Here is a 23,402-nt window from a genome sequence, read left to right as displayed (position 1 = left end):
TGAGATATTTGCTCTTTAACAATCCGGAACAAGCTGAAAATTGAAACGACATGTCGTCTCATTCCTCCGTAATAAGGAATGGGGTTAAGACATGTTCGAGTCTCTCAAATTTTCATAATCTGAAGTGAAACATCTTCGGGTTGTGAGGTTAAGCGACTAAGCGTACACGGTGGATGCCCTGGCAGTCAGAGGCGATGAAGGACGTGCTAATCTGCGATAAGCGTCGGTAAGGTGATATGAACCGTTATAGCCGGCGATTTCCGAATGGGGAAACCCAGTGTGATTCGTCACACTATCGTTAAGTGAATACATAGCTTAACGAAGCGAACCGGGGGAACTGAAACATCTAAGTACCCCGAGGAAAAGAAATCAACCGAGATTCCCCCAGTAGCGGCGAGCGAACGGGGAGCAGCCCAGAACCTGAATCAGTTTGTGTGTTAGTGGAAGCGTCTGGAAAGTCGCAGGGTACAGGGTGATACTCCCGTACACTAAAATGCACATTCTGTGAGTTCGAAGAGTAGGGCGGGACACGTGGTATCCTGTCTGAATATGGGGGGGACCATCCTCCAAGGCTAAATACTCCTGACTGACCGATAGTGAACCAGTACCGTGAGGGAAAGGCGAAAAGAACCCCGGCGAGGGGAGTGAAAAAGAACCTGAAACCGTGTACGTACAAGCAGTGGGAGCCTCATTTATGGGGTGACTGCGTACCTTTTGTATAATGGGTCAGCGACTTATATTCTGTAGCAAGGTTAACCGTATAGGGGAGCCGCAGGGAAACCGAGTCTTAACTGGGCGTTAAGTTGCAGGGTATAGACCCGAAACCCGGTGATCTAGCCATGGGCAGGTTGAAGGTTGGGTAACACTAACTGGAGGACCGAACCGACTAATGTTGAAAAATTAGCGGATGACTTGTGGCTGGGGGTGAAAGGCCAATCAAACCGGGAGATAGCTGGTTCTCCCCGAAAGCTATTTAGGTAGCGCCTCGTGAACTCATCTTCGGGGGTAGAGCACTGTTTCGGCTAGGGGGCCATCCCGGCTTACCAACCCGATGCAAACTACGAATACCGAAGAATGTTATCACGGGAGACACACGGCGGGTGCTAACGTCCGTCGTGAAGAGGGAAACAACCCAGACCGCCAGCTAAGGTCCCAAAGTCATGGTTAAGTGGGAAACGATGTGGGAAGGCACAGACAGCCAGGATGTTGGCTTAGAAGCAGCCATCATTTAAAGAAAGCGTAATAGCTCACTGGTCGAGTCGGCCTGCGCGGAAGATGTAACGGGGCTAAACCATGCACCGAAGCTGCGGCAGCGACACTTATGTGTTGTTGGGTAGGGGAGCGTTCTGTAAGCCGTCGAAGGTGGACTGTGAGGTCTGCTGGAGGTATCAGAAGTGCGAATGCTGACATAAGTAACGATAAAGCGGGTGAAAAGCCCGCTCGCCGGAAGACCAAGGGTTCCTGTCCAACGTTAATCGGGGCAGGGTGAGTCGACCCCTAAGGCGAGGCCGAAAGGCGTAGTCGATGGGAAACAGGTTAATATTCCTGTACTTGGTGTTACTGCGAAGGGGGGACGGAGAAGGCTATGTTAGCCGGGCGACGGTTGTCCCGGTTTAAGCATGTAGGCGGGAAGTTTAGGTAAATCCGGACTTCTTTTAACGCTGAGGTGTGATGACGAGGCACTACGGTGCTGAAGTAACAAATGCCCTGCTTCCAGGAAAAGCCTCTAAGCATCAGGTAACATTAAATCGTACCCCAAACCGACACAGGTGGTCAGGTAGAGAATACCAAGGCGCTTGAGAGAACTCGGGTGAAGGAACTAGGCAAAATGGTGCCGTAACTTCGGGAGAAGGCACGCTGTCGGTAGGTGAAACCCCTCGCGGGTGGAGCTGAAGGCAGTCGAAGATACCAGCTGGCTGCAACTGTTTATTAAAAACACAGCACTGTGCAAACACGAAAGTGGACGTATACGGTGTGACGCCTGCCCGGTGCCGGAAGGTTAATTGATGGGGTTATCCGCAAGGAGAAGCTCTTGATCGAAGCCCCGGTAAACGGCGGCCGTAACTATAACGGTCCTAAGGTAGCGAAATTCCTTGTCGGGTAAGTTCCGACCTGCACGAATGGCGTAATGATGGCCAGGCTGTCTCCACCCGAGACTCAGTGAAATTGAAATCGCTGTGAAGATGCAGTGTACCCGCGGCAAGACGGAAAGACCCCGTGAACCTTTACTATAGCTTGACACTGAACATTGAGCCTTGATGTGTAGGATAGGTGGGAGGCTTTGAAGCGTGGACGCCAGTCTGCGTGGAGCCAACCTTGAAATACCACCCTTTAATGTTTGATGTTCTAACGTAGACCCGTAATCCGGGTTGCGGACAGTGTCTGGTGGGTAGTTTGACTGGGGCGGTCTCCTCCTAAAGCGTAACGGAGGAGCACGAAGGTTAGCTAATCACGGTCGGACATCGTGAGGTTAGTGCAAAGGCATAAGCTAGCTTGACTGCGAGAGTGACGGCTCGAGCAGGTGCGAAAGCAGGTCTTAGTGATCCGGTGGTTCTGAATGGAAGGGCCATCGCTCAACGGATAAAAGGTACTCCGGGGATAACAGGCTGATACCGCCCAAGAGTTCATATCGACGGCGGTGTTTGGCACCTCGATGTCGGCTCATCACATCCTGGGGCTGAAGTAGGTCCCAAGGGTATGGCTGTTCGCCATTTAAAGTGGTACGCGAGCTGGGTTTAGAACGTCGTGAGACAGTTCGGTCCCTATCTGCCGTGGGCGCTGGAGAATTGAGGGGGGCTGCTCCTAGTACGAGAGGACCGGAGTGGACGCATCACTGGTGTTCGGGTTGTCATGCCAATGGCATTGCCCGGTAGCTAAATGCGGAAGAGATAAGCGCTGAAAGCATCTAAGCGCGAAACTTGCCCCGAGATGAGTTCTCCCTGACTCCTTGAGAGTCCTGAAGGAACGTTGAAGACGACGACGTTGATAGGCTGGGTGTGTAAGCGTAGCGATACGTTGAGCTAACCAGTACTAATGATCCGTGAGGCTTAACCTTACAACACCGAAGGTGTTTTGCAGAGACGCAAGAAGATTTTCAGCTTAGTTCAGGATTAAGTTGATGGTTATATGAAGATATGACGGTCAATGAACAGAATTTGCCTGGCGGCCGTAGCGCGGTGGTCCCACCTGACCCCATGCCGAACTCAGAAGTGAAACGCCGTAGCGCCGATGGTAGTGTGGGGTCTCCCCATGCGAGAGTAGGGAACTGCCAGGCATCAAATTAGTGAAAAGCCCCGCACATTTGTGCGGGGCTTTTTGCTTATCAGCTGTCCGGGAATTCATTACACGCGCATGGGCATGCGACAAACGTGTCGGGAACACGTTTGAACGCCGCCTGCGGCGGCTCCGAAGGGGCGAGTATCAGGATGATACGAGTATTGTAGGCACTGCCAGGCATCAAATAAAACAGAAAACCTCAGCCTGACGGCTGGGGTTTTTTGTTTATGTGCTATCTGCAGGCCCTGCTCTCAGAGAGTAGGACAAATCCGTCGGGAACGGATTTGAACGTTGCGCAGCAACGGCCCGAAGGGTGGCGGGCAGGACGCCCGCCATAAACTGCCCCGCATCAAATCAGCCCCAGCCCCGACTGAAAGGCAGGGTTTATGTAACCTTCAATTTTCCCTTTAAGCGGCAGATTTATTCACTCCATTTTCCCCTTAAATCCAGCGTAATCCCCTGCTCTCAGCCGCCGCGCCTGAATGAAACATTTTCACCTTTTCGCTTCTGACTCGACATTGATCGCTAAACTCGGTATCGTCAGGTGTCTGGATGTCTAAACGTTTAAACGTATGCTTTGAGGATATAAGGTTATGCCGATTCGGGTGCAGGACGAGCTACCAGCCGTCAATTTCCTGCGTGAGGAAAACGTCTTTGTGATGACTTCATCGCGCGCCAGCAATCAGGAAATACGTCCGCTAAAGGTACTGATTCTGAATCTGATGCCGAAGAAAATTGAGACGGAAAACCAGTTCCTGCGGCTGCTCTCCAACTCTCCGCTGCAGGTGGACATCCAGCTGCTGCGTATCGATAGTCGTGAATCTCGCCATACGCCCGGCGAGCACCTCAATAACTTTTACTGCAATTTTGAAGATATTCAGCACGATAACTTTGACGGCCTGATTGTGACCGGTGCGCCGCTTGGCCTGGTCGAATTTAATGACGTAGCTTATTGGCCGCAGATCAAACAGGTCCTGGAGTGGGCTAAAGATCATGTCACCTCCACGCTGTTTGTCTGCTGGGCCGTTCAGGCTGCGCTGAATATTTTATACGGTATTCCGAAGCAGACCCGGAATGAAAAGCTGTCTGGTGTCTATGAGCACCAGGTCACTCAGCCTCATGCTTTGCTGACTCGCGGGTTTGACGACTCATTCCTTGCGCCTCACTCTCGCTATGCTGACTTCCCCGCTCAGCTTATCCGCGACTATACGGATCTGGAGATATTTGCTGAAACCGAGCAGGGCGATGCTTACCTCTTCGGCAGCAGGGATAAACGCATTGCGTTTGTGACAGGCCACCCGGAATACGATGCGTTAACGCTATCCGGCGAGTATTTCAGGGATGTCGAGGCGGGGCTGGAGCCTGAGGTTCCCTATAACTACTTCCCGGGTAACGATCCTGCGAAACAACCTCGTGCGACCTGGCGCAGCCATGGCAACTTGCTGTTCACCAACTGGCTGAACTATTACGTCTACCAGATCACGCCATTCGATCTCCGCCACATGAATCCTACGCTGGATTAAGCGTTTCAGCCTCCCGTCACAGGCGCCTTCGGCGCCTTTTTTCTATTCTGAAAACCACTTCCCTCCTTGTTTAAACTTTAATCTCATAAATATCAACGCGATAAATTAATTTAAAATCAAAAATGGAAATTGTTTTTGATTTTAAAAAATCATGAAGTAGTCTTAATTCTGTTGCATGAAAACTGCACAGCCGTGCGCGATTCACTTTTGGCCGTCCCGACAGGATAAGACGAAGGAGTAACCGAATGACACAACAGACAGTTAGCGAAGAGCTGGCCTTTAACCAGCCGTTTGGCGAACAGGAGAGGCAGATCCTTACGCCTGAAGCCGTTGATTTCCTCAACGATCTGGTGACCCGCTTTACTCCGCAGCGTAATAAGCTGCTGGCGTCTCGTATTGCAGAGCAGCAGGCCATTGATGCAGGAAAGCTACCTGATTTTAATTCGGAAACTGATTCCATTCGGAGAAGTGACTGGCAGATTCGCGGCATCCCACAGGATTTGCTTGACCGCCGGGTTGAAATCACCGGGCCGGTAGAACGCAAGATGGTTATCAATGCCCTGAATGCTAACGTGAAAGTATTTATGGCCGACTTTGAGGATTCGCTTGCACCGAGCTGGAGCAAAGTCATCGACGGCCAGATAAATCTGCGTGATGCGATTAATGGCACCATCAGCTGGACCAACGAAGCGGGGAAAATCTATCAGCTAAAGCCAGACCCGGCGGTACTGATTTGCCGCGTACGTGGTCTGCATTTGCCTGAAAAACACGTTACCTGGCGCGGAGAAGCTATCCCAGGCAGTCTGTTCGACTTCGGGCTCTATTTCTTCCATAACGTTAATGCTCTGCTGGCCAAAGGCAGCGGCCCCTATTTCTACCTGCCGAAAACGCAGTCGTGGCAGGAAGCGGCCTGGTGGAGCGAGGTCTTCAGCTTTACGGAAGATCGCTTCGATCTGCCGCGTGGCACCATTAAAGCCACCTTACTGATCGAAACGTTACCGGCTGTCTTCCAGATGGACGAGATCCTGCATGCCCTGAAAGATCACATTGTTGGTCTGAACTGCGGCCGCTGGGATTATATCTTTAGCTACATCAAGACCCTAAAAAACCATCCGGATCGCGTCCTGCCGGACAGGCAGTCCGTGACGATGGACAAACCGTTCCTGAATGCTTACTCGCGCCTGCTGATCAAAACCTGCCATCGCCGTGGCGCTTTTGCGATGGGCGGGATGGCGGCCTTTATCCCAAGTAAAGACAGCGCGCGTAACGAATGGGTGCTGAACAAAGTCAAAGCGGACAAAGAGATGGAGGCCAACAACGGCCACGATGGCACCTGGATTGCCCACCCTGGGCTGGCAGACACGGTGGTAGAGGTGTTTGGCAAAGCGCTGGGTGAACGTCATAACCAGCTCAATATCAGCCGCAGCGAGGATGCTCCCATTACCGCGGCGCAGCTGCTTGAACCTTGTCCAGGAGAGCGCACCGAAGAAGGCATGCGCGCCAACATTCGCGTTGCGGTGCAGTACATCGAAGCATGGATCTCCGGTAACGGCTGCGTGCCCATCTATGGACTGATGGAGGATGCCGCAACCGCTGAAATTTCCCGTACTTCCATCTGGCAGTGGATCCACCACCAGAAGACGCTGAGCAACGGCCAGACCGTGACTAAAGCGCTGTTCCGCCAGATGCTTGCCGAAGAGATGTTGGTGATTCAGGACGAGCTGGGTGACCAGCGTTTTAGCCAGGGGCGCTTCGATGAAGCCGCGCGGCTGATGGAACAAATTACCACCTCAGAAGAGTTAATCGACTTCCTGACGCTGCCGGGCTACCGCCTGCTTGCCTGAACCTAACCCTATAAAAATGGAGCATCTGCAATGAAAACCTCTCGTAGCCAACAGATTCAACAAGTACAACAGGAATGGACACAACCGCGTTGGGAAGGTATTGAGCGCACCTATAGCGCAGAAGACGTGGTGAAACTGCGCGGTTCTCTGAACCCGGAATGCACTCTGGCGCAGCACGGGGCGGCTAAGCTCTGGCGTCTGCTGCACGGAGAGTCGAAAAAAGGCTACGTAAACAGTCTTGGGGCGTTAACCGGTGGCCAGGCTTTGCAGCAGGCTAAAGCGGGTATCGAGGCTATCTACCTCTCCGGCTGGCAGGTTGCGGCGGATGCTAACCTGGCGTCCAGCATGTATCCGGATCAGTCGCTCTACCCGGCGAACTCCGTTCCTGCGGTCGTTGATCGGATTAACAACAGCTTCCAGCGCGCGGATCAGATCCAGTGGGCGTCTAATATTGAGCCGGGCGATCCACGTCACGTTGACTACTTCCTGCCGATCGTTGCCGATGCCGAGGCTGGTTTTGGCGGCGTGCTGAACGCCTTCGAGCTGATGAAGTCGATGATTCAGGCCGGTGCAGCGGCGGTACACTTTGAAGACCAGCTTGCTTCGGTGAAAAAGTGCGGCCATATGGGCGGTAAAGTCCTGGTGCCGACCCAGGAAGCGATTCAGAAATTAATCGCCGCTCGCCTCGCGGCTGACGTGATGGGCGTGCCTACGCTGCTGATTGCCCGTACCGATGCCGATGCGGCAGACCTGATTACCTCAGACTGCGATGAATATGACCGCGAGTTCATCACCGGCGAGCGCACGCAGGAAGGTTTCTATCGCACCCGCGCTGGCATCGAGCAGGCTATCAGTCGTGGCCTGGCCTACGCTCCTTATGCCGATCTGGTCTGGTGTGAAACCTCTAAACCCGATCTGGACCAGGCTCGACGCTTTGCCGAAGCCATCCACGCTCGTTTCCCAGGCAAGCTGCTGGCCTACAACTGCTCGCCGTCATTCAACTGGAAGAAAAACCTCGATGACAAAACCATCGCCTCCTTCCAGCAGGAACTGTCGGACATGGGCTACAAATACCAGTTCATCACCCTGGCGGGGATCCACAGCATGTGGTTCAACATGTTCGACCTGGCGCACTCTTATGCGCAGGGCGAGGGCATGCGTCACTATGTGGAGAAAGTACAGCAGCCAGAATTTGCTGCGGCTTCCGAAGGTTATACCTTCGTCTCTCACCAGCAGGAAGTGGGCACCGGCTACTTCGACCGCGTAACCACCATTATCCAGGGCGGCGCTTCCTCCGTCACCGCGCTTACCGGTTCTACCGAAGAAGAACAGTTCTGAACAAACTTTATTTTCCCCCTCTCCTTTGGGAGAGGGCCGGGGTGAGGGGAGAAATAAATGTCACACAGGCTGGAGCTGTTAATTGCCCATACCATCCTGCAGGGATTCGACGCGCAATATGGTCGATTCCTTGAAGTCACTGCTGGCGCACAGCAGCGCTTTGAGCAGGCGGACTGGCACGCCGTTCAGCAGGCGATGAAAAGCCGTATCAATCTTTACGATCATCATGTGGGCCTCGTTGTAGAGCAGCTTCGCTGTATTACCGGCGGGCAGAATACCGACGCGGCTTTTTTGCTGCGCGTAAAAGAGCAGTACACCCGGCTGCTGCCGGAGTACCCACGTTTTGAAATTGCCGAAAGCTTTTTTAATTCTGTCTATTGTCGACTCTTCGACCACCGCTCGCTTACTCCCGAGCGGCTTTTTATCTTCAGCTCGCAGGCTGGCAAACAGCTTCGGCCGCTGCCTCGTCCGCTGGCAAAAACCTTTTATCCGGAGCACGGCTGGACCGCGATGCTCACAGGCCTGCTTTCCGATCTCCCGCTGCGCCTGCCCTGGCAGGATATCGCGCGGGATGTCGGTTTCATCCTTGCCCACCTGCACGAAACGTTTGGTGCAGAGGCGCTGCGAACGGCCACGCTGGAAGTTGCCAACGAGCTGTTTTATCGCAATAAAGCAGCATGGCTGGTTGGCAAACTGGTGCTGTCCGGCGTCACGATTCCATTTTTGCTGCCGATCCACCGAACCGATGATGGCCTTTTAATGGTGGATACCTGCCTGACCAGTTCGCCTGAGGCCAGTATCGTTTTTGGCTTCGCCCGTTCCTATTTTATGGTTTATGCCCCTTTTCCCGCCGCGCTCGTCGAGTGGCTCCGCGAGATTTTGCCGGGGAAAACCACCGCCGAACTCTATATGGCGATTGGCTGCCAGAAGCACGGTAAGACCGAAAGCTATCGTGAGTATCTGACCTACATAAACAGCACAAACGAGCAGTTTGTTGAGGCGCCGGGTATTCGTGGCATGGTGATGCTGGTGTTTACGCTGCCCGGCTTCGATCGCGTATTCAAAGTGATTAAAGACCAGTTTGCGCCGCAGAAAGAGGTCACCGCCGAAAGGGTTCGTGCCTGTTATCAACTGGTAAAGGAGCACGATCGCGTGGGCCGCATGGCGGACACCCAGGAGTTTGAAAACTTCGTGCTGGATAAGCAGCAAATCAGCCCCGAGCTGATGGCGCTGCTGCGCGAAGAAGTCCCGGAAAAACTCACCGATCTTGGCGACCGCATTGCCATCAGCCATCTTTACATCGAACGGCGAATGGTTCCGCTCAACCTGTGGCTAGAGCAGGTTGAAGGGCAGCAGCTGAGGGATGCGGTGGAAGAGTATGGCAACGCGATTCGCCAGCTGGCGGCGGCCAATATCTTTCCCGGCGACATGCTGTTTAAAAACTTTGGCGTGACGCGCCACGGGCGAGTGGTGTTCTACGATTACGATGAAATTTGCTACATGACCGAGGTGAATTTCCGGGATATTCCGCCGCCTCGTTACCCCGAGGATGAACTCTCTTCCGAGCCGTGGTACAGCATCTCGCCGGGAGATGTCTTCCCGGAGGAGTTCCGCCACTATCTTTGCGCGGACAAGCGCATTCGTCCGCTATTTGATGAAATGCATGCCGACCTTTTCAGGGCCGACTTTTGGCGAGCTTTGCAAACCCGTATCCGGGAGGGTTATGTTGAAGACGTCTTCGCCTATCGCCGCCGCCAGCGCTTCAGCCAGCGGTTTGACGAAGTAAAGCGAGCTGGTTAGCGCCCGCCGCCGTACGCCAGCGTAATTTCCTTCGCTGCCTTGATCACCAGCGCACCAATCTCCGTCACCCTGTCATCTGTGATACGTGAAATTGGGCCGGAAATGGAGATGGCAGCAAACGCTTCGTGGTGCTCGTCGTAAATGCAGGAGGCAACGCAGCGTAACCCCAGCGCATGTTCTTCATCATCAAACGAGTAACCACGCTTGCGCGTCTGCGCTAGATCTTCTTTTAAATGCAGCGGCGAAGTCAGCGTCGCTGGCGTGTAGCTGTGTAGGCCCTTGCGGTGCAACAGGCCGGCCAGCTCGTCGTCGTTCAGGTGAGCCAGAAACGCCTTGCCTGCGCCGGAGGCGTGCATCGGTAGCTTGCCGCCGATGGGCGCAGACATACGCATCAGCTGTGTACACTGAACCTGGTCGATAATAATCGCCTGATGATCGCTCTTATCGAGCACCGCAAGATTGACCGTTTCGCCGGAGGCTTCCATCAGCTTACGCAGGATCGGGTGCACAATTGCCAGCAGGTTGCGGCTTTGCAGGAAGCTGCTGCCGACGACAAAAGCGTGAGCGCCAATCGTCCAGTGGCCCAGATCGCCCACCTGGTGAACGAAGCCCAGCTGCTGCATCGTGGTCAGCAGGCGGTGGGTCGTGGAGTTCGGCAGACCGGCCTGCTGGGCAAGCTCGGTAAGCGCCACGCTACCGTGAGATTCGGCAATCCACTCCAGCAGCTTCAGGCCGCGGGTGAGAGACTGGACCTGCCCGGTGGCCTGCGGGGCAGCGGCGGCTGCGGCGCGGGGTTTCTTACCTCGTTTAGCGGGAACTGTAGCAACCATACCGGACTCCTTTTTCGTATCGTGGAAATCATTTTCGTTTTATTTGGCGAATTTGCAACCGCTCGCAGACTGATCGGATGAGTGATGCTGAACATCTCTCATGTTTCTGACGTGCGGCTTTTCCGACCCTGTAGTTTGTGCAAGTATGGGTCTGCAAGTCCGTCAGGCCGGGAAAAGGTGGAAGTGAAAGTGAGTAACAACGTAGAGAAGCTGAAGCAACAACTGAGTGAACGCATCCTGGTGCTGGACGGCGGTATGGGAACCATGATCCAGAGCTATCGCCTCGATGAGAGCGACTTCCGTGGCGAGCGTTTTGCCGCCTGGCCGTGCGACCTCAAAGGCAACAATGACCTGCTGGTGCTCACTAAGCCTGAAATTATCGCCGCGATTCACTACGCCTACTTTGAAGCTGGCGCGGACATCGTTGAAACCAACACCTTCAACTCCACCACGATTGCGATGGCGGACTACCAGATGGAGTCGCTGTCGGCGGAAATTAACTACGAAGCCGCTAAGCTGGCACGAGCCTGTGCCGATGAATGGACGGCGCGTACGCCGGGAAAACCACGCTATGTCGCCGGTGTTTTAGGGCCGACTAACCGCACGGCCTCCATTTCTCCGGACGTGAACGATCCTGCCTTCCGCAATATCACCTTCGATCAGCTTGTAGCGGCCTATCGCGAATCCACCAGGGCGCTGGTGGAAGGCGGCGCTGACCTGATCATGATCGAAACGGTGTTCGATACCCTGAACGCTAAGGCCGCTATCTTTGCCGTGAAGGAAGAGTTCGATGCGCTTGGCGTTGACCTGCCGATCATGATTTCCGGCACCATCACCGATGCATCAGGCCGCACGCTTTCCGGTCAGACGACGGAAGCTTTCTATAACTCCTTACGCCATGCCGACGCGCTCTCCTTCGGCCTAAACTGTGCGCTGGGGCCGGACGAGCTGCGCCAGTATGTCGCTGAGCTGTCGCGCATTGCCGAATGCTACGTAACCGCTCACCCTAACGCCGGGCTGCCGAACGCCTTTGGTGAATACGATCTGGACGCGGAAGTCATGGCCCGGCAGATTGGCGAATGGGCGCAGGCCGGGTTCCTGAATATTGTCGGCGGCTGCTGCGGGACTACGCCTGCGCACATTGCTGCGATGAGCAAAGCGGTGGAGGGCGTTGCGCCGCGTAAGCTTCCTGAGCTGCCGATTGCCTGCCGCCTGGCCGGGCTTGAGCCGCTGAACATCGGCGCGGACAGCCTGTTTGTTAACGTGGGTGAACGCACCAACGTTACCGGCTCTGCTAAATTCAAACGGCTGATTAAAGAAGAGAAATACAGCGAGGCGCTGGACGTTGCGCTGCAGCAGGTCGCCAGCGGGGCGCAGGTCATCGACATCAACATGGATGAGGGGATGCTTGACGCCGAAGCGGCGATGGTGCGCTTCCTCAATCTGATTGCCGGCGAGCCGGATATTGCCCGCGTGCCAATCATGATCGACTCTTCGAAATGGGAAGTCATCGAGAAAGGGCTGAAGTGTATTCAGGGCAAAGGCATCGTTAACTCAATTTCGATGAAGGAAGGGATTGAGCCGTTTATCCACCACGCGAAGCTGGTGCGGCGCTACGGCGCGGCCATGGTGGTGATGGCGTTCGACGAAGTGGGCCAGGCGGATACCCGCGAGCGCAAAATCGAGATCTGCCGCCGTGCCTACAAAATTCTTACCGAAGAGGTGGGCTTCCCGCCGGAAGACATCATCTTCGACCCGAACATCTTTGCGGTGGCGACCGGGATAGAAGAGCACAATAACTATGCCCAGGACTTTATCGGCGCCTGCGAAGATATTAAGCGCGAGCTGCCGCATGCGATGATCTCCGGCGGCGTATCCAACGTCTCCTTCTCTTTCCGCGGCAACGACCCTGTGCGCGAAGCCATCCACGCGGTATTCCTTTACTACGCGATCCGCAACGGTATGGACATGGGGATTGTGAATGCCGGGCAGCTGGCTATTTACGACGATCTCCCAGCAGAGCTGCGTGACGCCGTAGAAGACGTCATTCTTAACCGCCGCGACGACAGTACCGAGCGGCTGCTGGAGCTGGCCGAGAAATATCGCGGCAGCAAAAGCGATGACGGCGCCAATGCTCAACAGGCCGAGTGGCGCAGCTGGGATGTCGTTAAGCGCCTTGAATACTCGCTGGTGAAAGGGATCACCGAGTTTATCGAAACCGATACCGAAGAAGCCCGCCAGCAGTCGACCCGCCCAATCGAAGTGATCGAAGGCCCGCTGATGGCAGGGATGAACGTGGTCGGTGACCTGTTCGGAGAGGGGAAAATGTTCCTGCCGCAGGTGGTGAAATCGGCCCGCGTTATGAAGCAGGCGGTGGCTTATCTGGAGCCGTATATCGAAGCCAGTAAGGAAAAAGGGGCGACTAACGGCAAGATCGTCCTCGCGACGGTGAAAGGCGATGTACACGATATCGGCAAGAACATCGTCGGCGTGGTGCTGCAATGTAACAACTACGAAATTATCGATCTCGGCGTAATGGTGCCCGGTGAGAAGATTTTAAAAACCGCCCGTGATGTGGGCGCGGATATTATCGGCCTCTCCGGGCTGATTACCCCTTCGCTGGACGAAATGGTGAACGTTGCCAAAGAGATGGAGCGCCAGGGCTTTACGCTGCCGCTGCTGATCGGCGGGGCTACGACGTCAAAAGCCCATACCGCGGTGAAAATCGAGCAAAACTACAGCGGCCCGACCGTTTATGTGCAGAACGCCTCGCGTACCGTGGGCGTAGTCTCTGCGCTGCTTTCAGAAACCCAGCATGAAGAGTTTGTTGCCCGTACCCGCAAAGAGTACGAAGTGGTTCGTACGCAGCACGCGCGTAAAAAACCTCGCACGCCTCCGGTCACGCTGCAGGCCGCGCGGGATAACGACCTGGCGTTTGACTGGGAAAGTTATACGCCGCCGGTGGCCCATCGCCTCGGCGTGCAGGAAGTGACCGCCAGCATCGAAACGCTGCGAAACTACATCGACTGGACGCCGTTCTTTATGACCTGGTCGCTGGCCGGGAAATACCCGCGCATCCTGGAAGATGAGGTGGTAGGCGATGAGGCGAAACGCCTGTTTAAAGATGCCAACGATATGCTCGATATGCTCCACCGTAGTAAGACGATGACACCGCGCGGCGTGGTCGGCCTGTTCCCGGCGAACCGTGTTGACGATGATGTGGAGATTTATACCGATGAGACAAGGACGCGGGTTAAAGCCGTAAGCCGTCATCTGCGCCAGCAAACTGAAAAAAGTGGCTTCCCGAATTACTGCATTGCCGACTTTGTCGCGCCGAAGCACAGCGGTAAAGCGGACTACATCGGCGCCTTTGCGGTCACCGGCGGGATTGAAGAGGATGACCTGGCCGGCGCCTATGACGCACAGCACGATGATTACAACAAAATCATGGTGAAGGCCGTCGCCGATCGTCTGGCCGAGGCCTTTGCGGAGTATCTCCACGAGCGAGTGCGTAAAGTCTATTGGGGCTATGCCGCTACGGAAAACCTCAGCAACGAGGAGCTGATCCGCGAGAATTATCAGGGGATTCGCCCGGCTCCAGGTTACCCGGCCTGCCCGGAGCACACGGAAAAAGCGGCTATCTGGGAACTGCTTGACGTAGAAAACGTGATTGGCATGAAGCTCACCGAGTCTTACGCTATGTGGCCCGGCGCGTCGGTTTCTGGCTGGTACTTCAGCCATCCGGACAGCAAGTACTTCGCCGTGGCGCAGATTCAGCGCGACCAGGTTGAAGACTATGCGAGGCGTAAAGGGATGCCGGTCAGTGAAGTTGAGCGCTGGCTGGCGCCGAACCTGGGCTATGATGCTGACTAGCCGTTAAAAATAACCTTTTCTTACAACTTACAAGGCGCGCTGTATGCGCCTTGTCTCTTTATTGAAGTTAAACCCTTATACTGAAAGGTGGTGGCTATTTTTGCCTCAGGAACCCTAAAAACGATAAGGAGAATACGACTCCGTGCTGACCTTGTTACACCTGCTGTCCGCCGTTTCGCTGCTGGTCTGGGGTACGCATATTGTGCGTACCGGCATCATGCGCGTTTACGGCGCCAACCTGCGCAGCGTCCTTAGCCGCAGCGTAGAAAAGAAACCGCTCGCCTTCTGCGCCGGGATCGGCGTTACCGCCCTGGTACAGAGCAGTAACGCGACCACCATGCTGGTCACTTCCTTCGTTGCTCAGGATCTGGTGGCGCTGACTCCTGCACTGGTGATTGTGCTGGGGGCTGATGTGGGTACGGCGCTGATGGCGCGTATCCTGACCTTCGATCTTTCGTGGCTTTCGCCGCTGCTGATTTTTATCGGCGTTATTTTCTTCCTCAGCCGCAAGCAAACACGCGCCGGGCAGCTTGGTCGCGTGGGAATTGGTCTTGGCCTTATTCTGCTGGCGCTTGAGCTGATTGTTGGAGCCGTCACGCCGATTACCCAGGCGAACGGCGTCCAGGTGATCTTCGCCTCTCTGACCGGCGATATCATGCTTGACGCGCTGATTGGCGCAATGTTTGCCATTATCAGCTATTCCAGCCTGGCGGCCGTCCTGCTGACGGCGACGCTGACCTCCACCGGGGTGATCTCGTTTGATGTGGCGCTGTGCCTGGTGATCGGCGCCAACCTCGGCTCTGGCCTGCTGGCGATGATCAACAACAGTGCCGCAAATGCTGCTGCTCGTCGCGTGGCGCTGGGCAGCCTGCTGTTTAAGCTGGTGGGGAGCCTGCTGGTGCTGCCGTTTGTGCATATTCTTGCCCGGCTGATGCACCACCTGCCGCTGCCGGAATCTGAACTGGTTATCTACTTCCACGTGTTCTACAACCTGATCCGCTGCCTGGTGATGGTGCCCTTTGCCGAACCGATGGCGCGCTTCTGCCGCCGGGTTATCAGCGAAGTGCCCGAAGTCGATGCCCGCATGAAGCCGAAGCACCTGGACCCGACGGCGCTGGATACCCCTGCGCTGGGCCTCTCTAACGCCGCGCGCGAAACCCTCAGAATGGGGGACGTGCTGGAACAGATGCTGGAGACCTGGAGCAAGGTGATGCACGGCGAGCCGCGGCAGGAAAAAGAGCTGCGCAAGCTGGCCGACGACGTTGACGTGCTGTATACCGCCATCAAGCTCTACCTTGCGCAGATGCCGAAGGAAGATCTGGCGGAGATGGAGTCTCGCCGCTGGGCAGAAATCATTGAAATGTCGCTTAACCTGGAACAGGCGGCGGATATCATTGAGCGTATGGGTAGCGAAGTGGCGGATAAATCTCTCGCCGCGCGCCGGGCTTTCTCGCCTGACGGCCTGACCGAGCTGGATAACCTGCTGCAGCAACTGATCAGCAACCTGCAGCTCAGCCTGTCGGTGTTCTTCTCAAGCGATCTCGGCAGCGCCCGCCGCCTGCGCCGCAACAAACACCGCTTCCGCATCATGAACCGCCGCTTCTCCCACGCGCACGTCGACCGCCTGCACCAGCAAAACGTGCAGAGCATCGAAACCAGTTCGCTGCACCTTGGGCTGCTGGGGGATATGAAGCGTCTGAACTCCCTGTTCTGTTCCGTCGCCTACAGCGTGCTGGACCAGCCGGACGACGATGACGAGCGGGATGAGTATTGATCGTCAACCCGCCATCGCTCTATAATTGAACAATGTATGCGCATTGTTATGGGGGTTAATATGCGTGTTGAAAGTGCAGCCGCTAAAAAATCGGTTAATGTGACGCTCGCGCCGGAGATTCTGGATGAGGCCCGTAAGCTGAAGTTAAACATCTCGGCGGTCCTGACCGAGGCATTAATCGCGAAATTCCGTGAAAACGCTCGTGCTGAATGGCTCAGGGACAATCAGGAAAAGATCGCCGCGCTGAATGAATTTGTTGAGGAGCACGGCTCGTTCAGTGATTTTCAGAGGACCTTCTGATGGAACAGTTTCATGCCTACGAGAATACTGGCGCAGGGAAGAAAACGTATCCTTACCTCATCAATATGCAGCATCCCATTGCTGATGCCCTAAAGCATGCCCTGGTCATTCCCGTTATTAAGCGGGAATTACTGGGGGCCATACCTCCGGAAAAAATCTGCCCCATCGTGACTATTGAGGGGCAGCCCTGCGTGGCTATGACTCACATGATGGCGGGTATTCCGCTTAAAGAACTCGGTGCTTCGGTCGCTGATTTGACGCATTACAGAGATGAGCTGTGTGGTGCCGTTGATTTTATGATTCAGGGTTACTAACAAGCCCATTTTACGGTTCGCAACGCCCTGCGGGTAAGGTATAGTCCTGGGTTTTCGGAGGAGCCATGCTGACTAATTCATCTATTCGTCTTAACAAATACATCAGCGAGAGCGGGATCTGCTCACGCCGTGACGCCGATCGCTACATCGAACAGGGCAACGTTTTTATTAACGGCAAGCGCGCCAAAATTGGCGATCAGGTTTTTGCCGGCGACAGCGTGAAGGTGAATGGTCAGCTTATTGAGCCGCGCAACGAAGAAGACCTGGTGCTGATTGTGCTGAACAAACCGGTGGGCATTGTGAGCACCACGGAAGACGGCGAAAGAGACAACATCGTCGACTACGTGAACCACAGCAAGCGCGTGTTCCCTATTGGCCGCCTGGACAAAGACTCCCAGGGGCTGATTTTCCTCACCAACCATGGCGATCTGGTGAACAAGATCCTGCGCGCCGGTAACGACCATGAGAAAGAGTATGTGGTTACGGTGAATAAACCGGTCACCGACGAATTTATTCGCGGCATGGGCGCGGGCGTGCCGATTCTCGGCACCGTTACCAAAAAATGCAAAGTCAAAAAAGAGGCGCCGTTTGCGTTTCGTATTACCCTCGTTCAGGGCCTGAATCGCCAGATCCGCCGTATGTGTGATCACTTTGGTTATGAAGTCACGAAGCTTGAGCGTACGCGCATCATGAACGTGAATCTGACCGGGATCCCGCTGGGGGAGTGGCGTGACCTGACGGATGATGAACTGATTGAGCTGTTTAAGCTGATTGAGGACTCGTCCTCAGAGGCCGCACCGGCTAAAAAGGCGAAACCAAAGGCGACCGCGCCAGCGGTGAAAAAGCCGCTGGTCAGTGGGCCGAAAAGCTCAGCAAAAACGCCCGCTGAGCTTGCCTCTCGTAAACGCTTTGCTTCTCCAGGCCGCAAAAAGAAGGGCCGCTAAGCTAGCGTTTCCCGCGCGTGTGGTTATTGGCCGACCATGAATAGGTGGTAGTCGTATCCGGTTTTAATGCGTTTTGTTTCTTCAGCTGGCGAGCTTTCTTAGCCGCCAGCGCACGCTCCGCCATCAGCTTATCGATGTACTCTTTTTTTACCTGATTGGTTTCTGAGTTGGTCAACGTACGACCGTGGGCGATGCGGGCGCGATCCAGCAGAGTTTTAAGCTCACGCTGTTCGCTTTCCGTCATGTCTTGCTGTGTCAGTCTGGCTGTAGCCATCGTTGCAATCTCCCGGGAAAGGTTCTTCAGTGTAAAGCAAACCTCCTGCGTCGACGAGACAAAAAAGCCTGCATTTGCAGGCTTTTATCGCACTATTTTTTCTCATCTTGCTGCGATTTTATCGCTTTACCTGACCAGTAACCTGCGAGCAGTGACCCGGAAAGGTTATGCCAGACGGAGAACAATGCGCCAGGCAGCGCCGCCAGGGGTGAAAAGTAAATTTTACCCAGCGTGGCCGCGAGACCCGAGTTCTGCATGCCTACTTCAATGGCCAGCGTCCGGCAGGTGGACTCGTCAAAGCCAAAGAGACGCCCGCCCCAGTAGCCGCCGAGCAGGCCAATGGTGTTATGCAGGATCACGGCGATAATTACCACCAGGCCAACGGAGGCGATGTGTGACGCCGAACCTGCCACAACCGCGCTAATGATGGCGAGAATGCAGAGCATGGAAAACGCGGGCAGCCACGGTTCCACCCGCTTCACCAGGCGTGGGAACAGGTGGTGCACAATCAGGCCCAGGCCAATTGGAATAATAACAATCTGCAGAATACTGACCAGCATGCCCATCACATCGACTTTTATGTCGGCATCCACATAGAGACGGGTCAGCAGCGGCGTGGCGAAAACGCCGACCAGCGTGGAGACCGAAGAGATCGTAACAGAGAGCGCAACGTCGCCTTTCGCCAGGTAAATCATCACGTTGGACGCCGTGCCGCTGGCTACGCTGCCGACCAGTACCATCCCGGCTGAAAGATCGGGCGGCATATGGAACAGCAGCGCCAGCAGCCAGGCGGCCAGCGGCATCACCAGATAGTGCAGAAAAATGCCCGCCGCCACCGGTGCCGGGCGAGACAGCACGCGTTTAAAATCTTCCGCCCGTAAATGGACACCCATGCCGAACATAATGAGCATCAGCAGCGTACTGACCCATGGGCCAATCGGCGTAAAGGTTGAGGGGGTATAATACGCAGCGACGGAGAGCAGCAGTGCCCAGAGCGGGAACAGCCGGGTTAGAGTGGCGAACATAGCGATGTCCTTGCAAAGTTTGTGTTGTTTTATGGTTATAAAAAAGCCGGGAGCGAGCCCGGCTTTCTCTATTCATTGCATGGATGAGTTAGTTATTCAAACAGATTGCGATGCAGCTTCTGCACCACCTGTTCGGCATCGTTGCCCGGCACCAGGAAGCACAGGTTGTAGCTGGATGCGCCGTAGCAAATCATGCGGATGTTGAACGGGTCGAGCACGCCGAACACTTCTTTGCCTACGCCGCAGGCCTGAGACAGCTTGTTGCCAATGATGGCAACCAGCGCCAGATTCTCTTCCACTTCTACGCGGCACAGCGATGAAAGCTCCGTGAGTAGCGCGCTGGTCAGCAGGCTGTCACCGGTTGAGGTGGAGCCGGTGGTATCCAGGGTCAGGGCGATGCTTACTTCTGAAGTGGTTATCAGGTCTACCGAAATATTATGCCGCGCCAGAATACTGAACACTTCCGCCAGGAAGCCCTGGGAGTGCAGCATGGTCAGGCTGTGCAGGGTTAACAGCGTCTGTTTACGGCGTAATGCCAGGGCGCGGAACAGCGGTGGATTCTCGGTTTTTTTGCACACCAGCGTACCGCCGGCTGCCGGATCTTTGCTGGAACCCACGAACACCGGGATATCACAGCGCACGGCAGGCAACAATGTCGCGGGATGCAGCACCTTTGCGCCAAAGGTGGCCATTTCGGCCGCCTCTTCAAAGGCGATACGGTCGATTCGTTTTGCCGCCGGAACAACCCGTGGGTCGGTAGTGTAAATCCCCGGTACGTCGGTCCAGATATCTACGCGAGCAGCATTCAGCGCTTCGCCAAGCAGCGCGGCGGTATAGTCGCTGCCGCCGCGGCCAAGCGTGGTGGTTCTGCCTTTCTCTTCGCTGCCGATAAAGCCCTGAGTGATCACCAGAGACTCTGTAAGACGCGGCAGCATCTGCTGGCCTGCCAGCTCCGCCAGCGCAGCGATATCTGGTTCGGCACGGCCAAAGCGATCGTTGGTACGCATGACTTTACGAATGTCGAACCACTGTGCTTCAACGTTACGTTCACGCAGGATTTCGACAAACAGCAAAGTGGACATCAGTTCACCGTGGCTGACCAGTTCGTCGGTCAGCGCGGTGGAGGTCGCAAGGGAAGCGGCTTCCGCAAGGGTAGTGATGTTTTCAAGCAGGCGATCGATCTCTTCGCGGATCACCTCTGGGTTCGCCAGGCGTTCAACAATGTTGTACTGGATTTTGCGAATGGCATCGAGCCTGACGAAGCGTTCGGTTGCTTCCAGCCCTTCAGCCAGGGCAACTAACAGGTTGGTCACGCCGGCGGACGCGGAAAGGACCACGACGCGGACATGGCTATCGGCCAGAACGACATTGGCGCTGCGGTTCATGGCGTCAAAATCGGCGACGCTGGTACCGCCAAATTTGGCGACTACGGTTTGAGACATAACTACCTCGTGTCAGGGGCCATTCAACTGGCAAAAAAGTATTCAGCCTTGGCACAAGGGAAGAGCGGTAAAAGGGTGGGCGCAGAGCAGGAGAACTACGGTATCACCCAGAAGTGCTCCACCTTGTCTATCCAGCCTTTAGCGCCGGATATGAAACGATCGACTGCGAACGTTTCTGGTGACAACCCAGAGGATTCAGCCCCTGCAGCCGACAATAAGCGTGACCAGCCGCTCCATCATCTCGGCGTTGCACCCCCTCACGTATCTTCTTCGTTACTGGTTTCTCGGATACGATTTTCTGGGCAACGCGCCTCTTCTGGCCTGCGCATGCGCAGGTAGCGCCTAATAAATAAAGCTTCGGCGAAGGCATGTCAACTGCGGGGTTATGCGGATTTTTCATGTTAAACAGGGAATCAGGAATTTAACTTATAAAAGGGGATTTTTGCCGCTTTTTAGGGGGTTACGGGAAACCCTCGGTTAATGGCATAAAATCAATCACAATTTTTGCCTGCAGGCGCTACAATCGACCAAAGTCACAATTCTCAAATCAGAAGAGTATTGCTATGAAAAACATCAACCCGAAGCAGACCTCTGCCTGGCAGGCACTCCAGAAACATTACGATGAGATGAAAGACGTTACGCTTTCCGACCTGTTCGCGAAAGATAACGACCGCTTCAGCAAGTTCTCCGCGACCTTCGATGACCTGATGCTGGTGGATTTCTCCAAAAACCGCATTACCACCGAAACCCTTGAAAAGCTGCAGGCTTTGGCGAAAGAGACCGACCTGCAGAGCGCGATCAAATCCATGTTCGCCGGCGAAAAAATTAACCGCACCGAAGACCGTGCCGTGCTCCACGTTGCCCTGCGTAACCGCAGCAACACGCCAATCGTGGTCGATGGCAAAGACGTGATGCCGGAAGTGAACGCGGTGCTTGAGAAGATGAAAGCCTTCTCTGAGAGCATTATCAGCGGCAGCTGGAAAGGTTATACCGGCAAGGCTATCACCGACGTGGTAAACATCGGTATCGGCGGCTCTGACCTCGGCCCGTTCATGGTCACCGAAGCGCTGCGCCCGTACAAAAACCACCTCAACATGCACTTTGTGTCCAACGTTGACGGTACCCACATCGCCGAAGTGCTGAAGAAAGTGAACCCGGAAACCACGCTGTTCCTGGTAGCTTCCAAAACCTTCACTACTCAGGAAACCATGACCAACGCCCACAGCGCGCGCGACTGGTTCCTGAAAACCGCTGGCGACAACAAGCACGTGGCGAAACACTTCGCAGCGCTGTCCACCAACGGTAAAGCCGTCGGCGAATTTGGTATCGACACCGCGAACATGTTCGAGTTCTGGGACTGGGTTGGCGGTCGCTACTCTCTGTGGTCCGCAATTGGCCTGTCCATCATCCTGTCCGTTGGCTTCGACAACTTCGTTGAGCTGCTCTCCGGCGCACACGCGATGGATAAGCACTTCTCCACCACGCCTGCCGAGCAAAACCTGCCGGTTCTTCTGGCGCTGATCGGCATCTGGTACAACAATTTCTTCGGCGCTGAAACCGAAGCGATTCTGCCTTACGACCAGTACATGCACCGTTTTGCGGCCTACTTCCAGCAGGGCAACATGGAGTCCAACGGTAAGTACGTTGACCGCAACGGTAACGCCGTAGACTACCAGACTGGCCCAATTATCTGGGGCGAGCCGGGCACCAACGGCCAGCACGCGTTCTACCAGCTGATCCACCAGGGCACCAAAATGGTCCCTTGCGACTTCATCGCACCGGCTATCAGCCATAACGCGCTGTCGGATCATCATCCAAAACTGCTGTCTAACTTCTTCGCTCAGACCGAAGCGCTGGCGTTCGGTAAATCCCGCGAAGTGGTTGAGCAGGAGTACCGTGACCAGGGTAAAGATCCGGCAACGCTGGACCACGTTGTTCCGTTCAAGGTCTTTGAAGGCAACCGTCCGACCAACTCCATCCTGCTGCGCGAAATCACTCCGTTCAGCCTGGGGGCGCTGATTGCGCTCTACGAGCACAAAATCTTTACCCAGGGCGCAATCCTGAACATCTTCACCTTCGACCAGTGGGGCGTGGAGCTCGGCAAACAGCTGGCTAACCGCATCCTGCCGGAGCTGGGCGACGATAAAGAAATCGCCAGCCACGACAGTTCCACCAACGGCCTGATTAACCGCTATAAAGCATGGCGTGATTAATTAATCCGCATGATGAAAATATGCCAGCCTCGTGCTGGCATATTTTTTATAAGAGTTATCCCCTTGCTGTCATAGTTTTCGTTTTTGCTACCCTGAGGTAAATCCGAAAAATAACGTTCCTGCCTCTTCTATGCTCCGAGTATTTAAGATTATCTTGAATATGATATAGAGATCTTATGGTTTTAATTTACTGTTTTTATTAATATTGTTTAAATTTAAATAAATCATAAATTTTAATTTCTACGCCTTTTCTTAAAGTTCATTCCTTATTTCCTGCAGGCCAATTCATCACCTTGTGTTGTGTATACTCGAACGCGCCTGAAACCTTTTCGGGTAAATCTCCATTCATTCATTGAAGGGAAATTGTAATGAGAAAAACCCTTTATGGCGCTTTAGCCATATTCACGCTGGCAGCCGCCGGCGCGGCGAATGCTGATCCCGTAGCAGTGGGTGACGCGGCCGGCGCGCAGGCGACCTCTGTGTCTGCAGGCAGCTCTGCTGCAACCAGCGCCAGCACTGTTGGGTCAGCGGTCGGTGTGGCGTTAGCCGCAACCGGTGGCGGCGACGGTTCAAACACCGGGACCACCACAACCACCACGACCAGCACCACCACCCGTTAACATCCGGGTGTT

The 23,402-nt window shown here is 54.9% G+C and carries 15 protein-coding genes, 2 rRNA genes and 1 riboswitch; of the genes, 13 read left to right on the top strand and 4 right to left on the bottom strand.

The window, feature by feature from the left end:
* Positions 1 to 146: 146 nt before the first annotated feature.
* From EL098_RS21100 to aceK, 6 genes are all read left to right on the top strand, one after another.
* Positions 147 to 3,055, top strand: a 23S ribosomal RNA gene (locus tag EL098_RS21100).
* A gap of 103 nt (positions 3,056 to 3,158) precedes the next feature.
* Positions 3,159 to 3,274, top strand: a 5S ribosomal RNA gene (rrf, locus tag EL098_RS21095).
* 595 nt (positions 3,275 to 3,869) lie between these two features.
* Positions 3,870 to 4,799, top strand: a complete 930-nt coding sequence (gene metA / locus EL098_RS21090; protein WP_126357964.1) for a homoserine O-acetyltransferase MetA — start codon at positions 3,870 to 3,872, stop codon at positions 4,797 to 4,799.
* Between the two features lie 245 nt (positions 4,800 to 5,044).
* The gene (gene aceB / locus EL098_RS21085; protein ID WP_126357963.1) at positions 5,045 to 6,643 is read left to right on the top strand and encodes a malate synthase A; all 1,599 of its coding nucleotides are present in this window, start codon (positions 5,045 to 5,047) and stop codon (positions 6,641 to 6,643) included.
* A gap of 30 nt (positions 6,644 to 6,673) precedes the next feature.
* Positions 6,674 to 7,981, top strand: a complete 1,308-nt coding sequence (aceA, locus tag EL098_RS21080) for an isocitrate lyase (RefSeq protein ID WP_126357962.1) — start codon at positions 6,674 to 6,676, stop codon at positions 7,979 to 7,981.
* A gap of 57 nt (positions 7,982 to 8,038) precedes the next feature.
* Positions 8,039 to 9,781, top strand: a complete 1,743-nt coding sequence (gene aceK, locus EL098_RS21075) for a bifunctional isocitrate dehydrogenase kinase/phosphatase (RefSeq protein WP_126357961.1) — start codon at positions 8,039 to 8,041, stop codon at positions 9,779 to 9,781.
* On the opposite strand, the gene iclR is transcribed toward aceK, so the two are convergent.
* Positions 9,778 to 10,611 carry a glyoxylate bypass operon transcriptional repressor IclR gene (iclR, locus tag EL098_RS21070; RefSeq protein WP_126357960.1) on the bottom strand — a complete coding sequence of 278 codons (834 nt, stop codon included), beginning with the start codon at positions 10,609 to 10,611 and terminating at the stop codon, positions 9,778 to 9,780. The two genes, aceK and iclR, sit on opposite strands and share 4 nt — an antisense overlap.
* 189 nt (positions 10,612 to 10,800) lie before the next feature.
* On the opposite strand from iclR, the gene metH reads away from it, so the two are divergent.
* The 5 genes from metH (at position 10,801) to rluF (ending at position 17,816) form a co-directional block, all read left to right on the top strand.
* Positions 10,801 to 14,484 (top strand): methionine synthase, encoded by a 3,684-nt coding sequence (metH, locus tag EL098_RS21065; protein WP_126357959.1) that lies wholly within the window; start codon positions 10,801 to 10,803, stop codon positions 14,482 to 14,484.
* A 142-nt stretch (positions 14,485 to 14,626) separates the two neighbouring features.
* Positions 14,627 to 16,258: a Na/Pi cotransporter family protein gene (locus EL098_RS21060; RefSeq protein ID WP_126357958.1), complete on the top strand. Its 1,632-nt coding sequence runs from the start codon at positions 14,627 to 14,629 to the stop codon at positions 16,256 to 16,258.
* Positions 16,259 to 16,294: 36 nt separating this feature from the next.
* Complete coding sequence (locus EL098_RS21055; protein ID WP_126357957.1) at positions 16,295 to 16,558, top strand: type II toxin-antitoxin system CcdA family antitoxin; 264 nt, start codon at positions 16,295 to 16,297, stop codon at positions 16,556 to 16,558.
* Positions 16,558 to 16,872, top strand: coding sequence for a CcdB family protein (locus EL098_RS21050; protein WP_126357956.1), 315 nt, complete (start codon positions 16,558 to 16,560; stop codon positions 16,870 to 16,872). Before EL098_RS21055 ends, EL098_RS21050 begins: the two co-directional genes overlap by 1 nt.
* 65 nt (positions 16,873 to 16,937) lie before the next feature.
* On the top strand, positions 16,938 to 17,816 hold the full coding sequence (gene rluF, locus EL098_RS21045) for a 23S rRNA pseudouridine(2604) synthase RluF (protein WP_126357955.1): 879 nt from the start codon (positions 16,938 to 16,940) through the stop codon (positions 17,814 to 17,816).
* Position 17,817: 1 nt separating this feature from the next.
* On the opposite strand, the gene EL098_RS21040 is transcribed toward rluF, so the two are convergent.
* The 3 genes from EL098_RS21040 to lysC all read right to left on the bottom strand — a co-directional run bounded on the left by EL098_RS21040 (position 17,818) and on the right by lysC (position 20,557).
* A complete protein-coding gene (locus EL098_RS21040) occupies positions 17,818 to 18,090 on the bottom strand; it encodes a DUF3811 domain-containing protein (protein WP_008455871.1) in 273 nt (90 codons plus the stop codon).
* A gap of 92 nt (positions 18,091 to 18,182) precedes the next feature.
* Entirely contained in the window at positions 18,183 to 19,115 is a 933-nt protein-coding gene (gene panS, locus EL098_RS21035) for a ketopantoate/pantoate/pantothenate transporter PanS (RefSeq protein WP_126357954.1), read from the bottom strand.
* Positions 19,116 to 19,207: 92 nt separating this feature from the next.
* Positions 19,208 to 20,557 carry a lysine-sensitive aspartokinase 3 gene (gene lysC / locus EL098_RS21030; protein ID WP_126357953.1) on the bottom strand — a complete coding sequence of 450 codons (1,350 nt, stop codon included), beginning with the start codon at positions 20,555 to 20,557 and terminating at the stop codon, positions 19,208 to 19,210.
* Between the two features lie 103 nt (positions 20,558 to 20,660).
* Positions 20,661 to 20,881, bottom strand: a riboswitch (Lysine riboswitch).
* Between the two features lie 239 nt (positions 20,882 to 21,120).
* Here lysC and pgi point away from each other — a divergent pair.
* Together pgi and yjbE are read left to right on the top strand one after the other, a co-directional pair.
* Positions 21,121 to 22,770 (top strand): glucose-6-phosphate isomerase, encoded by a 1,650-nt coding sequence (gene pgi, locus EL098_RS21020; RefSeq protein WP_126357952.1) that lies wholly within the window; start codon positions 21,121 to 21,123, stop codon positions 22,768 to 22,770.
* A 368-nt stretch (positions 22,771 to 23,138) separates the two neighbouring features.
* Positions 23,139 to 23,390 (top strand): exopolysaccharide production protein YjbE, encoded by a 252-nt coding sequence (gene yjbE / locus EL098_RS21015; protein WP_008455862.1) that lies wholly within the window; start codon positions 23,139 to 23,141, stop codon positions 23,388 to 23,390.
* The last annotated feature ends 12 nt before the right edge of the window (positions 23,391 to 23,402 follow it).

The sequence above is a fragment of the Cedecea lapagei genome, from assembly GCF_900635955.1.
In the GTDB taxonomy this organism is placed as follows: Bacteria; Pseudomonadota; Gammaproteobacteria; order Enterobacterales; family Enterobacteriaceae; genus Cedecea; species Cedecea lapagei.
Note: the sequence above shows the minus strand (reverse complement) of the source record. Positions and strands in the feature narration are given on the sequence as shown.

Excerpts from the sequence above, each read along its gene's own strand:
- yjbE (WP_008455862.1), top strand. The coding sequence starts at position 23,139 with ATGAGAAAAACCCTTTATGGCGCTTTAGCCATATTCACGCTGGCAGCC.
- aceA (WP_126357962.1), top strand. The coding sequence starts at position 6,674 with ATGAAAACCTCTCGTAGCCAACAGATTCAACAAGTACAACAGGAATGG.
- panS (WP_126357954.1), bottom strand. The coding sequence starts at position 19,115 with ATGTTCGCCACTCTAACCCGGCTGTTCCCGCTCTGGGCACTGCTGCTC.
- rluF (WP_126357955.1), top strand. The coding sequence starts at position 16,938 with ATGCTGACTAATTCATCTATTCGTCTTAACAAATACATCAGCGAGAGC.
- aceB (WP_126357963.1), top strand. The coding sequence starts at position 5,045 with ATGACACAACAGACAGTTAGCGAAGAGCTGGCCTTTAACCAGCCGTTT.
- EL098_RS21050 (WP_126357956.1), top strand. The coding sequence starts at position 16,558 with ATGGAACAGTTTCATGCCTACGAGAATACTGGCGCAGGGAAGAAAACG.
- aceK (WP_126357961.1), top strand. The coding sequence starts at position 8,039 with ATGTCACACAGGCTGGAGCTGTTAATTGCCCATACCATCCTGCAGGGA.
- iclR (WP_126357960.1), bottom strand. The coding sequence starts at position 10,611 with ATGGTTGCTACAGTTCCCGCTAAACGAGGTAAGAAACCCCGCGCCGCA.
- EL098_RS21055 (WP_126357957.1), top strand. The coding sequence starts at position 16,295 with ATGCGCATTGTTATGGGGGTTAATATGCGTGTTGAAAGTGCAGCCGCT.
- EL098_RS21040 (WP_008455871.1), bottom strand. The coding sequence starts at position 18,090 with ATGGCTACAGCCAGACTGACACAGCAAGACATGACGGAAAGCGAACAG.
- lysC (WP_126357953.1), bottom strand. The coding sequence starts at position 20,557 with ATGTCTCAAACCGTAGTCGCCAAATTTGGCGGTACCAGCGTCGCCGAT.
- metA (WP_126357964.1), top strand. The coding sequence starts at position 3,870 with ATGCCGATTCGGGTGCAGGACGAGCTACCAGCCGTCAATTTCCTGCGT.
- pgi (WP_126357952.1), top strand. The coding sequence starts at position 21,121 with ATGAAAAACATCAACCCGAAGCAGACCTCTGCCTGGCAGGCACTCCAG.